This window comes from Streptomyces sp. NPDC002690 (assembly GCF_053592415.1).
The window spans coordinates 1-13,003 of record NZ_JBSFVR010000202.1; the positions used below are offsets into that span (position 1 = coordinate 1).

Annotated in this window: 13 protein-coding genes, 1 tRNA gene and 2 pseudogenes; 8 read left to right on the forward strand and 8 right to left on the reverse strand. The window is 68.0% G+C overall.

All coding sequences use genetic code 11. The features are described from left to right. The 5 genes and pseudogenes from ACWD3D_RS23160 to ACWD3D_RS23180 form a co-directional block, all read left to right on the forward strand. A pseudogene (locus tag ACWD3D_RS23160) lies at positions 1 to 801 on the forward strand (hypothetical protein); the annotation flags it as partial. Positions 802 to 808: 7 nt separating this feature from the next. Beyond that, positions 809 to 1,243 (forward strand): roadblock/LC7 domain-containing protein, encoded by a 435-nt coding sequence (locus tag ACWD3D_RS23165; protein WP_266712128.1) that lies wholly within the window; start codon positions 809 to 811, stop codon positions 1,241 to 1,243. Further along, positions 1,240 to 1,614, forward strand: a complete 375-nt coding sequence (locus ACWD3D_RS23170; RefSeq protein WP_451462731.1) for a DUF742 domain-containing protein — start codon at positions 1,240 to 1,242, stop codon at positions 1,612 to 1,614. Before ACWD3D_RS23165 ends, ACWD3D_RS23170 begins: the two co-directional genes overlap by 4 nt. Next, complete coding sequence (locus ACWD3D_RS23175) at positions 1,592 to 2,227, forward strand: GTP-binding protein (protein ID WP_451462732.1); 636 nt, start codon at positions 1,592 to 1,594, stop codon at positions 2,225 to 2,227. Before ACWD3D_RS23170 ends, ACWD3D_RS23175 begins: the two co-directional genes overlap by 23 nt. Continuing rightward, positions 2,224 to 2,793, forward strand: a complete 570-nt coding sequence (locus ACWD3D_RS23180) for a GAF domain-containing protein (protein ID WP_451462733.1) — start codon at positions 2,224 to 2,226, stop codon at positions 2,791 to 2,793. The genes ACWD3D_RS23175 and ACWD3D_RS23180 overlap by 4 nt, the downstream gene beginning before the upstream one ends. 40 nt (positions 2,794 to 2,833) lie before the next feature. On the opposite strand, the gene ACWD3D_RS23185 is transcribed toward ACWD3D_RS23180, so the two are convergent. Beyond that, positions 2,834 to 3,730: a transketolase family protein gene (locus tag ACWD3D_RS23185; protein WP_451462734.1), complete on the reverse strand. Its 897-nt coding sequence runs from the start codon at positions 3,728 to 3,730 to the stop codon at positions 2,834 to 2,836. A 128-nt stretch (positions 3,731 to 3,858) separates the two neighbouring features. Further along, positions 3,859 to 4,575 carry a transketolase gene (locus ACWD3D_RS23190; protein ID WP_451462735.1) on the reverse strand — a complete coding sequence of 239 codons (717 nt, stop codon included), beginning with the start codon at positions 4,573 to 4,575 and terminating at the stop codon, positions 3,859 to 3,861. 116 nt (positions 4,576 to 4,691) lie between these two features. On the opposite strand from ACWD3D_RS23190, the gene ACWD3D_RS23195 reads away from it, so the two are divergent. Continuing rightward, a tRNA-Pro gene (locus ACWD3D_RS23195) sits at positions 4,692 to 4,765 on the forward strand. Between the two features lie 110 nt (positions 4,766 to 4,875). Here ACWD3D_RS23195 and ACWD3D_RS23200 read toward each other — a convergent pair. Then, positions 4,876 to 5,526 (reverse strand): annotated as a pseudogene (locus tag ACWD3D_RS23200) (tyrosine-type recombinase/integrase); the annotation flags it as partial. A gap of 1,239 nt (positions 5,527 to 6,765) precedes the next feature. On the opposite strand from ACWD3D_RS23200, the gene ACWD3D_RS23205 reads away from it, so the two are divergent. Beyond that, positions 6,766 to 7,293 carry an NUDIX hydrolase gene (locus tag ACWD3D_RS23205; RefSeq protein ID WP_451462736.1) on the forward strand — a complete coding sequence of 176 codons (528 nt, stop codon included), beginning with the start codon at positions 6,766 to 6,768 and terminating at the stop codon, positions 7,291 to 7,293. Between the two features lie 20 nt (positions 7,294 to 7,313). On the opposite strand, the gene ACWD3D_RS23210 is transcribed toward ACWD3D_RS23205, so the two are convergent. From ACWD3D_RS23210 to ACWD3D_RS23230, 5 genes are all read right to left on the reverse strand, one after another. After that, positions 7,314 to 7,826, reverse strand: a complete 513-nt coding sequence (locus ACWD3D_RS23210; protein WP_451462737.1) for an NUDIX hydrolase — start codon at positions 7,824 to 7,826, stop codon at positions 7,314 to 7,316. A 26-nt stretch (positions 7,827 to 7,852) separates the two neighbouring features. Then, positions 7,853 to 8,698, reverse strand: a complete 846-nt coding sequence (locus ACWD3D_RS23215) for a class I SAM-dependent methyltransferase (protein WP_451462738.1) — start codon at positions 8,696 to 8,698, stop codon at positions 7,853 to 7,855. A 59-nt stretch (positions 8,699 to 8,757) separates the two neighbouring features. Then, positions 8,758 to 8,985 carry a hypothetical protein gene (locus ACWD3D_RS23220; protein ID WP_451462739.1) on the reverse strand — a complete coding sequence of 76 codons (228 nt, stop codon included), beginning with the start codon at positions 8,983 to 8,985 and terminating at the stop codon, positions 8,758 to 8,760. A 163-nt stretch (positions 8,986 to 9,148) separates the two neighbouring features. Beyond that, positions 9,149 to 9,328, reverse strand: coding sequence for a hypothetical protein (locus ACWD3D_RS23225; protein WP_451462740.1), 180 nt, complete (start codon positions 9,326 to 9,328; stop codon positions 9,149 to 9,151). A 48-nt stretch (positions 9,329 to 9,376) separates the two neighbouring features. Then, positions 9,377 to 9,898, reverse strand: a complete 522-nt coding sequence (locus tag ACWD3D_RS23230) for a hypothetical protein (protein ID WP_451462741.1) — start codon at positions 9,896 to 9,898, stop codon at positions 9,377 to 9,379. Positions 9,899 to 9,968: 70 nt separating this feature from the next. Here ACWD3D_RS23230 and ACWD3D_RS23235 point away from each other — a divergent pair, with 70 nt between their 5' ends. Then, a complete protein-coding gene (locus tag ACWD3D_RS23235; RefSeq protein WP_451462742.1) occupies positions 9,969 to 11,999 on the forward strand; it encodes a hypothetical protein in 2,031 nt (676 codons plus the stop codon). Positions 12,000 to 13,003 lie beyond the last annotated feature (1,004 nt).

The following is a 13,003-nucleotide window of genomic DNA, read 5'->3' on the forward strand; positions in this document are numbered from 1 at the left end:
ACCCCGCACGAGCAGTACCCGTCCACGCCGCAGGATCAGCTCCGGCCCGTGGTGGGACGACTCCGGCCGCCCGGTGAGGCGCAGGCCGCGGCCGAGGCACCCGGTGCCCCGGCTCCCGGAGGCCCGCAGCCACCGCGCCAGATCCGCCGCGAGGCCCAGGGCCCGCCGCTGCCGCAGCGCACCTCGGAGCGGTCGACGCCCACGGGAGCCCACCCCACCCCCTCGGAGCGCACCGGGCCGGCCGCGTACCCCGAGCCGCAGCCCGCGCCGCTCGCCCGCCCCGAGCTGCCCCGGCGGACCAATCAGGAGAACCTGGTGCCGCAGCTCCGCCAGGCCCCGGTGCGCCGCGTCCCGGACGAGCACGCCGTGCACGACCCGGGTCTCGTCGCCGCCTTCCGGCGCGGAATCGACCTGGCGGAGGCCCGGTCGGCGCAGGACGCGGAGCCCCCGGCCGGCGGCGCACCCCTTCCGCCCGCGCCCGGAACGTCCCCGCGGGCGGCGGGCCAGGGCCTCCCGCCGGGGACCGGGGTCACCCCGGTGCCGGGGGTCGCCGCGCCGCCCGGGGTCACCGCGCCGGGGTTCGCCCCGTACGCCGTTCCGGCCGCGCCACCGGTCCGGCGGGTCACCCCGCTGCCCGTACGCGCGCCGGCCGCACCGTCCGAAAGGGGAGTCCCGGGCCGCCCCGGCCCCCGCAGCGAGAACCCCGGCCCGCGCAGCGAGAACCCCGACCCCCGTCACGAGAACCCCGACCCCCGTCACGAGAACCCCGACCCCCGTCACGAGAACACGTACAAGGAGTAGATGCACCATGCCGAGCGAAATGACGTCCGGTCAGGTCGCCGACCTCGACTGGCTGCTGAGCGGACTCGTCCAACGTGTTCCGTACACGCGCAGTGCCGTCCTGTTGTCCGCGGACGGGCTGGTGAAGTCGGTCCACGGCATGGATTCCGACAGCGCGGACCATATGGCGGCCCTGGCGGCCGGGCTCTACTCCCTGGGCCGCAGCGCCGGGGCGAGGTTCGGGGACAACGGCGACGTGCGCCAAGTCGTGGTCGAACTCGACTCGACCCTGCTCTTCGTCTCCACCGCCGGTTCCGGAACCTGCCTCGCCGTCCTCGCCGGCCGGGAGGCCGACGCGGCGGTCCTCGGGTACGAGATGACCATGCTGGTCAAGAGCGTGCGACCGTATCTGGCCACCCCGGCGCGGCACATGGCGGGGACACCGTTCACTCCGGGGCTGTGAGGGTGCGGGCTCAGGAAGGACCGCTGCTCGACGCCGAGGCCGGCCGGCTCGTCCGTCCGTACACGGTCAGCAGCGGCCGGACCCGGCCGACGACCGAGCTCGACCTGCTCTCGCTGATCATGGCCACCGGCAGGAAACCGCAGGCCCACCTGGGCCACGAACACACCGTGACACTCGGGCTCTGCGAAGGCCCCACGTCCGTCGCCGAGGTGGCCGCGCATCTGCGGCTGCCCGCGACGGTCGCCAAGGTCCTCGTCTCCGACCTGGTGGACTGCGGGGCCGTCACCGCGCACGCCCCCGCCTTCCAGGACATGCCCACCGACCGAACCCTGCTGGAGGCAGTGCTCGATGGCCTACGACGACAACTCTGACAGCACTGCCCGCCCCGCGCCCTTCCCCGTGGCCCTCAAGGTCCTGGTCGCGGGTGGGTTCGGGGTCGGCAAGACGACGTTCGTGGGCGCCGTCAGCGAGATCGCCCCGCTGAGCACCGAGGAGCTGCTCACCCAGATCGGTGTGGGTACGGACAACCTCGACGGCATCGAGTCGAAGCGGTCCACCACCGTCGCCATGGACTTCGGCCGGATCACCCTCGACCAGAGCCACGTCCTGTACCTCTTCGGCACCCCCGGCCAGGAACGCTTCTGGTTCATGTGGGACGAGCTGTCCCAGGGCGCCCTGGGTGCGGTGGTGCTGGCCGACACCCGCCGCCTCGAAGAGTGCTTCGCCGCCGTCGACTTCTTCGAACGGCGCGGCATCGGCTTCATCGTCGCCGTCAACGAGTTCGACGGCGCCTACCGCTACGCGCCCGACGAGGTCCGGTCGGCACTGGACCTCCCGCCGGGCGTCCCGGTCGTCCTGTGCGACGCCCGGATCGCCAGTTCAGGTACGGGGGCGCTGGTGACGCTCCTTCAGCACCTCATCAACGCCACCGCGACCCCGGCCCCGGCCCCGGCCCCGCTCCAGACGTACGGAGCACACCCGTGACGGGCAGGCAGCTGCTCACGCCGGTCGACCGCGACGGCTCCGCCCGAGCCGCCCGGTTGCGCCGGCTCGGACTGGGGGAGCGGCCGGACACCACCTTCGACAACTTCGACGACTTCGCGGACCGGGTCGCGGCCGTGACCGCCGCCCCCTACTCCATGGTCAATTTCATCGACGAGAACCGTCAGTTCTTCGCCGGTCTGCACACACCCGCGGGCAACCAGGGCGGCGGCGACCTCGGAACCGCCGCCGCGCGCAGCAACCGGAGCGACCGCTACATGGCGCGCGACCACGGCTACTGCCCGCACGTCCTGGTACGGCGCAAGGCCCTGGTGCTGGACGACGTCTGCGACTACCCGCGCTTCGCGGGAAACCCGGTCGTGGACGGGATAGGGATTCGGTCCTACCTCGGGGCTCCGCTCATCGACGGCGCGGGCGTCGCGATCGGGACCGTCTGCGCCGTCGACACCGTCCCCCGGCCGTGGGGGCGCGCGGGGCTCGTCACCATCAAGGCGCTCGCCCAGGAACTGATGGGCCACATCGACCGCCGGGAGCTGCCCCGCCGCTGAGGAGGCGGGCGAAGGGCCGTCCCGCGCGTGGCGCGTTCCTTCAGCCGTGCAGGAAGTGGGTGATGCGGCCCCGCAGCCCTGCGGCGTCCAGCCCGTGCGCCGCGACGTGCTCGTCCATCCGCCCGTAGCGGCGGAGTTCCGCGCGGCCCACACCCAGCCCCAGTACCCGGTGCGGACGATCGAGCAGGGCTTCGGTCGCCACCGCCACGGAGGTACCGGCGAGGTACGGCTCCACGAGCACCACGTCGGCGGTGCCCGCACCCGTCGCCCTGCGCAGCCCGCCGCGATCGAAGGGCCGCACCGTGGTCGCGTACAACACCGTCGTGTCCAGCCCCTCCGTCGCTGCGAGCACGTCGTCCAGCGTCGGGCCGACCGCGACGACGACGCCCCGGGAGCCCTCGCGCACGGTGAGGAAGCCGTTCCCGTCCACCGGCATGGCCCGGTGGTTCGTCTGCAGCGACAACCGCAGGTAGTCCTTCTCGTCCCCGGCGGCGGCCCGCCGCAGCAGTGCCTCCGCTTCGTCGGGGTGGCCGGGGACGTGGACGTTCCAGCCGTCGAGCGTGTCCATGAGCGCCACGTCACCGGGAGACATGTGCGTGACGCCGGCGGCTGGGAAGTCGTACGAGGCTCCAGCGCTCACCAGCACCCCGGTCACGCCCTGGTGCCCGAAGTCAAGCTTGATCTGTTCGAAGGGGCGCTCCACCAGGAACCCGGCGAAGGTGTGGACGATCGGCCGCATGCCGGTCAGGGCCATACCCGCACCCGCGCCGATGAGCAGCTGCTCGCGGATGCCGACGTTGATCACCCGGTCCGGGTGGCTCCGCTCGGCTCCGGCGAAGCCGTCGCGGCTGATCTCGGCCAGCACGAGGGCCAGATGCGGGTCATGGGCGAGAAGGTCGGTGGTGGTGGAGATGAAGCGGTCCCGCATGGTGTCCACGGGGAGTCCTTCCGTTGTTGCTGAGGGTGAAGTTGAGGGTGAGGGTGAGGGGGCGGGGGCGGTGCGCCGCGGTGGGTGTCGGGCGGGAGTGTGTGGTGGGGCGGGACTCAGGGAGGGCGCCGGCACGGTCAGCGCTTCGGTGCGGTCCGGGCGACCACGGCGTGCGGTCGGCCGGGGTGCGGGGCGGTGAAGGCCGCGTACAGCGCTTCGTGGTCGCCGCCGTCCACGCTCGCCACCGACCACCCGGCGGTCTCGAAGCGCGCCGCGATCCCGCCCGGGCGGCCGTAGGTCGCCGACTGGTTGTCGATCACCACGGTGTGCAACTGCTCCAGGCCGGCGGGCCCGGCGTAGGCGAGCGCCTCGTGATTGCTGCCCTCGTCCAGCTCGGCGTCCCCGACGAGAACCCAGACCCGGGGATCGGTGCGGCCCTGCGCCCGCAGCCCCAGGGTGGTGCCGACCGCGAGAGGGAGACCGTGTCCCAGCGATCCGCTGCCGATCTCGGCGCCCGGTACCCGCAGCCGGTCCGGGTGCTGGCCCAGCGGCGAGTCGAACGAGCCGAAGCCGGCGAGCAGCTCCTCCGGGAAGAAGCCGTGGGCGGCGAGCACCGCGTAGTAGGCCATGGGCCCGTGGCCCTTGGACAGCAGGAACCTGTCCCGCTCCGGATCGTCCACGGTCGCGGGGCCGACCCGGAGAACCTGGTCGTAGAGCACCCAGAGCACGTCCAGGGTGGAGGTGGCGGCGGGCCCGTGCTTCTCGTCGCCGGTCATGAGGCCCATCAGTCGGTTCAGGTCCTCGTAGCGGTACGTGCGGAGCCGGGAAACGGTGGAATTCGTCATGCCGATCATGGTCCAACCTCAACCTTGGTTGAGGTCAAGCGGAAGTGGTTCGAAACCACCCGTCCAAGTGCGGTATCGTTCTCATGCGCGTTCGGCCAGGGCAACAGTCCAGGTCAGACGAGTGCCGGGACGTGGCGCAGCTTGGTAGCGCACTTGACTGGGGGTCAAGGGGTCGCAGGTTCAAATCCTGTCGTCCCGACTGGAGACAGTCGCAGGTCAGGGCCGGATTCGGAGCTATCCGAATCCGGCCCTTGATCATTTTTGGGGACCAGTTGGGGACCAGCTGGAGTCTGGGCGTCCTTGACCGCGTCAGCGGGTCATGACGATGGGGCTCGGCAATGAGCGCGGTGCGCGCAGCGCCGTGAAGTGGGCTGACAGTGCGGCTCCGGCCGCAGTGATCTTGTGGACGTCCGGGTGCAGGTAGCGCTGGGTGGTGGTCAGTGAGCCGTGGCCGGCGATCCTGCGAAGGACGTGTACCTGGACCCCGGCGTCGGCGAACCAGGTCAGTGCGGTGTGTCGGAGGTCGTGGCGGCGCAGATGCTCGTAGCCGAGCTTGGTGACCACGTCGTCCCAGTGTGTGGCATCGCGCAGGACAGCGGTGGAAATGCGCCCGCCTCGCGGGCCCGTGAACAGGCGGGCGTCCGGATTGGGGCCGGCGGACAGGATGCGCTGGGCGACGAGAGGGCGGATCTCCTCGACGATGGGAACCTTGCGGGCCCGCTTGCCCTTGGTGCCCTTGTCGGTGAGCCCGCCGGGTGCGGGTGTGGTCTGACGCCGCACGGTCCAGATCCACTGGGTGGTGTCGATGTCTCCGACGCGGCAGCCCGAGATCTCTCCGATCCGTGCGGCAGTGCACGCGGCGAAGATGACCACGTCTCCCCAGCCGCGGTACTCGTCGTGGGAGGCGGCCACGAGCGCGTTGGCCAGTGCGACGAGCGTCTCCCAGTCAGGGCAGGGCAGGAAGCTGCGCTTCGAGTAGAAGGTGCGCCCGCTCGCCCAGCCGCGGATACCGAGGCACTGGCGGAGCCATTCGTCCACGAGCTCCATCTCCCGAAGCACCTCGTCCTGATCGTGGGCGAGGATGGCGCGTGAACGGAGGTACTCCAGCTCGCACTGCGAGAGCACTACATCCGGCGCGTCCAGAAGCGAGCAGCGATCGAGGAAGATGCCGAAGATGTGGCCGGTGCGCATCGACTCGCACTGGATGTCGTAGCGGACCCGTTGGAACGGCGGCATGGCCTGGACTTGGAGGCCCAGTTCGTCTTGCAGGTACGCGCCGAAGTGCTCGGAGGCGACGTCGATGCCGGAGGTCAGTTCCTCTCGGCGGGCGAAGGAGTCCTCTGTGAACCACTTCCTCTTGAGTACGTGCCCTGCGGTGACGGTTGGGATGAATGAGGCATAGCCGATCTCGGACTCAGGCCCGACGACGTCGAACATGTGGTTCTCGGTGTGGTGGATCTGGAACTCTTCGCGGTACTCCGGTCGGAAGCCCTCCAACTCGCCCTCCCGTAGGGCTTTGAGCAGTTCCAGGGCGGCGGACCAGATGTTCGGCGCAGGGTCGAGGGTGTAATTGAACTCCAGCTCGGTTCCGGCGAAGTGCTTGCGGAAGTACCGAAGGTGGTTTCCGAGGGCCGTGCGCGACTCCGCGTGAGTCGCCAGCACCGGGTCGAGCCAACGAAGTTCCTCTACCGGTCCGTGCCCGACCGGATCGCGACTGGTGCGGATGAAGCAGGCGTCTTCGGGGTGGAAGCGGATCTGGGCGTAGGCGTGGTACCCGCCGGCGTGCTCGGACAGATAGCACAGAGGAACTAGACCCGGGGCCTCACCGCTTCCGACGAGTTCGTGCAGCTCGGCTCCGGCGATCGCATCGGGGAAGAGGGCGTTGCCAGCGATGTTTGCGGTTCCGAGCCGGGTTCCATCGGCTCTGAGCGCGTCGACCTGGCAGAGGTCGAGGCGGTTCCACTTGAGGACCACCGTGGTACTCGGGGCACATACTTCTTGCGGGGGAACCCTGACAAGCACGATCGGCTCGTTCGGCCGGCGCGGCTCGGTGGAATTGAGGAGGTGGATTCCGCCCAGCACCACCCAGGCCCCTCGCTGGGGCTCGTACGAAGCATGGTTCACGGACTGCGTTCCCTTCGGGTTGGTTGGGCAGGATGTCTGCGGTGCATGTGGCTGGGGACGCCTAAGGTGTGGCGGATGAGTCATCGTGAACTTGGTCAACTGATCTTGAATGAAGCGGTCGAGGACGCCCGTTCGGCTGCACTGGAGTTCGACGGAGCCAGGACCTGGCTGGATGAAGCCCGGCGGCTTCCGATGGAGCCGCTGGCGGCGGAGGTGTGGGTCACCGACCCCGGGCTGCGGTACATCGTTCTGGTCAAGCACCGTGTGCGCGGCTGGGTGCCACCGGGCGGCAAAGTCGAACCGCACGAGACACCCCGACGGGCAGCGGCGCGGGAACTGCTGGAGGAAACCGGGCTGCGGGTGCAACTGCACGCTGAACCTGCCGCTGTCGCCGTTCGCTCCTACCGGGTCGACTGGTCCCCGACGTTGGGGCTGTCCTACGCCGCGACCGTCGAGCGCGATGTCCGACTCGCAGGAGAGCCTGGTCAGCCGGCGGCGTGGGTCGACCTGGACGCCGAGTGGGACAGCGTCTTCCCCGAGGACCGTGAGCGGATCCGTGCCCACGCCCGACTCCTGGCCGACCGGCGAGTCGGCTCCTCTTGAGCGGTCCGACGAGCCGTAGTTCACAGGATCGCGTCAATCCGGTTCAGGTCCGCGCCGGACAGGACGATCAGCTCCAGTGAGTGCAGGAAGCGACACCACACCGGTTCCAGTCCAGGTTTCCGCTCGAAGTCCTGACGACTCAACTGTCCTTCGGCGTACGCGGCAGTGCGCTGAGCATGCCGTTGCAGCTCGTCGGAGCGGGTCCACCTGGGCTCGCGGGTCTCCCGGGGGCAGGGACGGACTGAACCGGTGACCTGGGCTTCGTAGATCCACCAATGGTGTCCGACTGGGCCGGTGGTTGTGCGGCGGCAGCGGTTGGGCCGCCACTGGTCCAGCAGGAGGTGGAGGCTCGTCACGGTGAGGCCGACCTCTTCGGCGACCTCGTTTCGGGCGGCCTGTTCGGGGTCGCCGTGCTCGCGGACGTGACCGGCGACCGGTGCGAGGCCGATCGGCGGGGTCGCTCTCTCGAAGACCAGGAGCCCGGTCTGCGAGGAGACCAGCACCCCGACGCTGGTGTGGTCGCACCCAGCCACTCCTTTCCGGAGCTCGGGGAACGGGTTCACGACTTGCCTCGGGGTAGTTCGGCGACCACGACGAGCCAACTGGTCGCAGTCGGAGCGTCCGGGCTGGTCAGCGCATAGGCGGCGTTCAAGATCTCCATCCGCTGAGCGTGTGTGAACGCGCCGGTCGGGCGGGCGAATACGGGGATGGACAACCACGCCTTCTTCTCCGCCATGGTGCTGTGCTGAACGGTGACCTCCGTTTCGACCACGGTCAAGCCGGCGTCGGAGAGCTGCTCGACGATCAGGCTGGTGGGGAGTCTCGGCGAGGTCTCCGCGGGCACGGGCATCTGCGTGTATCCGTAGTGGCGGGCAGCTACCTGGTGGATGAGAGCGTTGAGCGAGGGCCCGGTGCGTTCCGTCGACTGGTCCTCGGGGTGGCGAACGCCTGCGAATCCTCCTCCGACGTTGAAGGCGAACCGTCCTCCGGGGCGTAGGAGGCGGGCTACGGCCGAGAACACCTTGCGGGTGTCCGTCTTCCAGATCGCCGAGTTGCACACGACTGCGTCGATGCCGTCGGGTACGTGTTCGGCGAGCTGCTCGGCCGGAGCAGTGACCCACGTCAGGCGAGGGTCGGGCAAGGCACGGCGGCCGACGCGCTGCATCGCGGAGGCGCTGTCCAGAGAAGTGACCCGGGTGTGGGCCTGCACCAGGTCGAGAATCGCGCGGGCGGTCGCGCCCGCCCCGCCGCACAGGTCGACCACCAGGTCCGCGTTGGTCAGGTTGGAGCGCCGGGCGAGGTCGCGGCTCGTTGCGTCGTACATGGGGTGGGCGCGGGTGAAGGCGTCGTACGCGCGGGCATTGTCGTCTTCGTCCCAGCCGAAGACTGCGTCTTGGGGTGCCATGAATGCGGAGCCTCGCTTTGCGGTGACGGTCCGACCGGGCGTGCCGGACCTCGGACGGGTCAGAAGAGTGCGGGCTGCACTGCGGTGGCCGGGGACGTGAACTCTCCGCCGATGGTGATGAGGCGGCCCTTCAGGACCCCGAGGTCGAGCAGGTACACGAGGCTGGTGTCGCCGTCGAGGGCGGCCAGAACCTGGGAGCCGACGCAGGCGCGTACGGTCAGCCCGTGCTCGCCTTCTCGTGGATCGTGCGGGTACGGCTCCCTGTCCGAGCCCGGTGCGCGGAACATCTCGCCCTCGCCGGGTGGTGTCCGCGAGCAGATCGAGCAACAGCTTGGAGGACTGGACTGGGCAGGGATCACCGGCGGCCTGTGCGCTTCCATGAGCGAGCGCGAAACGCTTCAGGCTTCTGTGGCTCTGCTCGATGCCTTTCCCCGTCTGCAGGTAAGGGCCCTACAGTCGCATGGCGTACTTGTGCGTGACGCGGAGGAAATCGGGTTCTTCCACGAAACGTACTTTGATTTTCTCTTCGCTCGGTCGTTCATCTCCGCCGGTGAGGATATTCATGAATTTCTGGCTGGCTCCGGTCAGCACCTGTTCCGACGCGCCCAGACGCGGCAGATCATCGAGCACCTCGCTGGCACGGACCGTGAACGTTTCCGCATCACTGTGGCCCAGCTTTTATCCTCCGATCGGATCCGTTCGCACCTGCACGATGTGATCATCGCGGTCCTCGGGCAAATCGATGCCACCCTGGCGGACTGGCAAGCCCTCGAGCCTGTCGCATGGAGTCGGGCTTCCGTGGCGGGCAAGGTCCGCGGTCTGCTCGCCCTGCCGCAGTGGTTCGACGCTGCCGACCACGATCAGAGGTGGGAACGCTGGCTGAGCATGCCGCAAACCATTGACGCTGCGTTCGCAGAACTGCTGGCCGTCGCGCGATATCGGCCCGAACGTCTCGCAGAGCTGGTGCGACCGTACATAGATGCCGCGCCGGAGTGGCGGCGTCGACTTGTAAGGCTGATCGAGTGGGCGCTCACACCTGACCTCGTTGACCTCGCCGTCGATCTGATCGATCGTGGGTACGCGGATGAGATCAGGGGGCCGATCGCGGTCAACAGCGACTTCTGGTCCCTTCTCTACAGCCTTTCCGAAACCGACCCCGCTCCTGCTGCGCGCCTTGTCGGCGCTTACCTGCGTCGTCACCTTGCCCGTGCGACGCGGCGACGGATTCGGCGACCCGTTCGCTTCCGAGCACCTGGCTACGAACTCACAGGTGGCCGACACAGTCCTGTCGCGCATTGCGCAGGCCGAGCCGCTAACCTACGTCGTCCAGGTTCTGCCGTTCGTCATCGGCGTGGCCACATCCAGCAGCGTGGTCCGAACCGGCTCCCACGACCTCGGTGGCCGCTGGACCTACCGCCTCGTCGGCGGCCACGGTGTCGACGCCGCCTTGCTGGCCACACTCGATACAGCATTGCGCTCGTTGGCTGTCCAAGATCCGGATGCCGCCACCAATGCCCTGCGGCAACTGACCGCCTCACCAGTTCAGGAGCTGAGCTTCCTCGCATGCCGCCTACACACTGTCCTGGGACGGCCCGATGAGGCGATTGCCTGGCTTCTGACCGACGAGCGCCACCTGCGCCTGGGGTGGGTGGACAGTGCGCGTTGGGCCTCACGCGAACTCATCAAGGCCACGACCCCCTACTGCACTGGCGAGACGCTCGACCGTTTGACCACGGTGCTGCTTGGCTACTATCCGGCATGGGAGCGTCGGCGGCAGAAGGCACGTCCCAGTGCATGGGGTTGGACCCAGTACGAGCTGCTGTCGGCGATCTACCCCTCGCGCCGCAGCGCAGCGGTACGCCGCCGGCTCAGTGAATTGGAGCGCAAGTTCCCCGGCCAGGTTCCGTCTCCACCCGAGCCAGTCAAAGCCGAGTTCGTCGGTTCACCGATCGGCGACCACGCCGCTCGGTACATGACCGACGACCAGTGGCGCCGCGCCTTGAACAAGTACGCCCAGCCCCGACTTGAACGGTTCTGGCCCCGCAGAGGAGGCATCCACGAGCTGGCCCGGACACTGGGTAGCAGCGCGCAACAGGAACCCGACCGCTTCACCGACTTTGCCTTCACTCTTGGCTCGGGATCACCGGCCGCCTATCTCTGCGCCATTGTTGAGGCGGTTACGTCCCACCTGGACATCTCCCGCTGGGAGCAACTGGCTCTCCATGCGCACCTGGTCCTCGGCGTCGAGGCGGCGCCTACGATCTGCCGCGCACTCCAGGCGGCCCCGGAGAAGTTCACTCCTGCTCTGTTCTCTGCCTTCGACAGCTACACCACCGATCTCTGTCCCGAGCGTGACATCCGTGATCTCGATGCTGAAGGAGTCCGCACGGATCTGCTGACCGCCGGAGTGAACTCCATCCGAGGCCAGGCAGCACTCACCGTTGCCGCCATGCTGTTCCACGACAGTCAGCACCGCCGCGTACTCACCCCTTTGGTCACCCGTCTAGCCAATGATCCAGCGCTCGCCGTCCGGGTCTGCGCTGCCGAAGCTGTGTTGGCACTGATGAAGCACGACCCTCAGGCCGCCTTGGACGTAGCTGACCAGCTACTGACTCACCAGGACGTCAACGTCCACAACGCCCCTACCACCCAAAAACTACTAATTCATTCACTAGTCCGCTATTCCGTACGATTTACCCCCCATCTTTGTAATGCGCTCGGAGGCCCTGGGGGAGGAGTAGTCGAACTTGCCGGTCAGACCTGGGCAGTTGCTGCCATACAGGGATGTCTTGCCGTTGGTGTGCCCCAGACCGTTGAAGAACTGGACGATGCCGCCCGCCGCGGCGCGGCAGCCGTTCTCGCCCGCAGTGTCGACCACTGCCTGCATCTCGTCCCCTTGTTCGATGATGACGATGCGGAGGTCCGTAAGAACGCCTCCCTGGGCGTGAGGCGCGCCTTCGACCTGCTTTCCGCACGCGTCGATGAGTTCGTCATAGCTTTCCTGAATAGCCGGGCATTCGCCGACCACCTCGAGCATCTTGTCTTCGCCCTCCACGATCACGCCGGACCTTTGCCCACTGTGGTCATCGAGGCGTGCGAGCGTATCGTCCAGCATGCTGGCAGGGAGCTCGGCGACATAAGAACCCACCTCGCAGCGGACGGTAATTATCTGGTCTGGACGGTTCTCCGCTTGTACCGCCAAAGCCCGCCCGCGTTGCGAACTCGGTGCCTGGACATCATTGACAGACTCTCGCAAGCAGGCGCCTACGGCTTGAATGCCGCTCTGGAGAACGAACGCTGAAAAAGCGGACCCGGTAAGTCCGAACGAGATCATGAGGCGAGGCTTTTTGAGGTGTTGGGCTGGGGACCAGTAGCGGGGACCAGTGCATGATGCACGCAGCGGCCTCTCGGCGTCTGATGTACTGATTGATGGTTGCGCGAGGTTTCTTTCCATTACTTGGACGGGGTAATGGCGGTGCGGAACTCTTATTTTCGAGGAGCGAAGTCGAGGGACTTGTGGGTATGGGCTTCCCCGGCGTGGCCGGGGGTTGGTGGCGGCGCGGTATCCCTGTAAATGATCAAGAGGTGATCCCGGCGTGAGTTGAGAGGCTCGCTCGGGATCTCGGCCGGGCGCGGGAAGAGGTTTCTTGGGGACCAGTTGGGGACCACGCGCTATGCCCGGTGGTGCACGTCGCACGCTTTCATACGCGAAGTGCGCCCGGATTAAGTCTGCTTTATCCAGAAAATACCCTCGACCCTCACTCCTGGGGGGCAAGGGGTCGCAGGTTCAAATCCTGTCGTCCCGACTGGAGACAGTCGTTGTTCGAGGGCCGGTTTCGGAGAGATCCGAAACCGGCCCTCGTTTTTTTTCGGGGACCAGTCAGGGTCCGAGCGTCCTCGACCGAGTCAGCGGGGCATGACGGCGGGGCTCGGTAGTGAGCGTGGTGCGCGCAGCGCGCTGAAGTGGGCTGACGGTGCCGCCCCGGCCGCCGTGATCTTGTGGACATCCGGGTGCAGGTAGCGCTGGGTGGTGGCCGGCGATTCTGCGAAGGACCTCTACTCGGACTCCGGCGCCGACGGACCAGGCCCGGGGGCGGGTGTGGTCGATGCCGCACATTCGGCACACCATTGTGCGCGCGATCGCAAGGCGGAGGGCTGCCCCGATACTCGAGGCTGTCCCGCAACTCCTGGCGGGTGTGCGACGACAGTTAGAGCTCGTAACACGATCTTGCTGAATCGTCCTGGTAGGCCGTTACCGGTGTGATGATTCGGCCGTTCGTGAGGGTGTGGGTACCCGACCGTGGA

Bases quoted from the DNA above. Each gene is read 5' to 3' on its own strand.
- ACWD3D_RS23165 (WP_266712128.1), top strand. From the start codon at position 809: ATGCCGAGCGAAATGACGTCCGGTCAGGTCGCCGACCTCGACTGGCTG.
- ACWD3D_RS23175 (WP_451462732.1), top strand. From the start codon at position 1,592: ATGGCCTACGACGACAACTCTGACAGCACTGCCCGCCCCGCGCCCTTC.
- ACWD3D_RS23190 (WP_451462735.1), bottom strand. From the start codon at position 4,575: ATGATCGGCATGACGAATTCCACCGTTTCCCGGCTCCGCACGTACCGC.
- ACWD3D_RS23205 (WP_451462736.1), top strand. From the start codon at position 6,766: ATGAGTCATCGTGAACTTGGTCAACTGATCTTGAATGAAGCGGTCGAG.
- ACWD3D_RS23215 (WP_451462738.1), bottom strand. From the start codon at position 8,698: ATGGCACCCCAAGACGCAGTCTTCGGCTGGGACGAAGACGACAATGCC.
- ACWD3D_RS23220 (WP_451462739.1), bottom strand. From the start codon at position 8,985: ATGTTCCGCGCACCGGGCTCGGACAGGGAGCCGTACCCGCACGATCCA.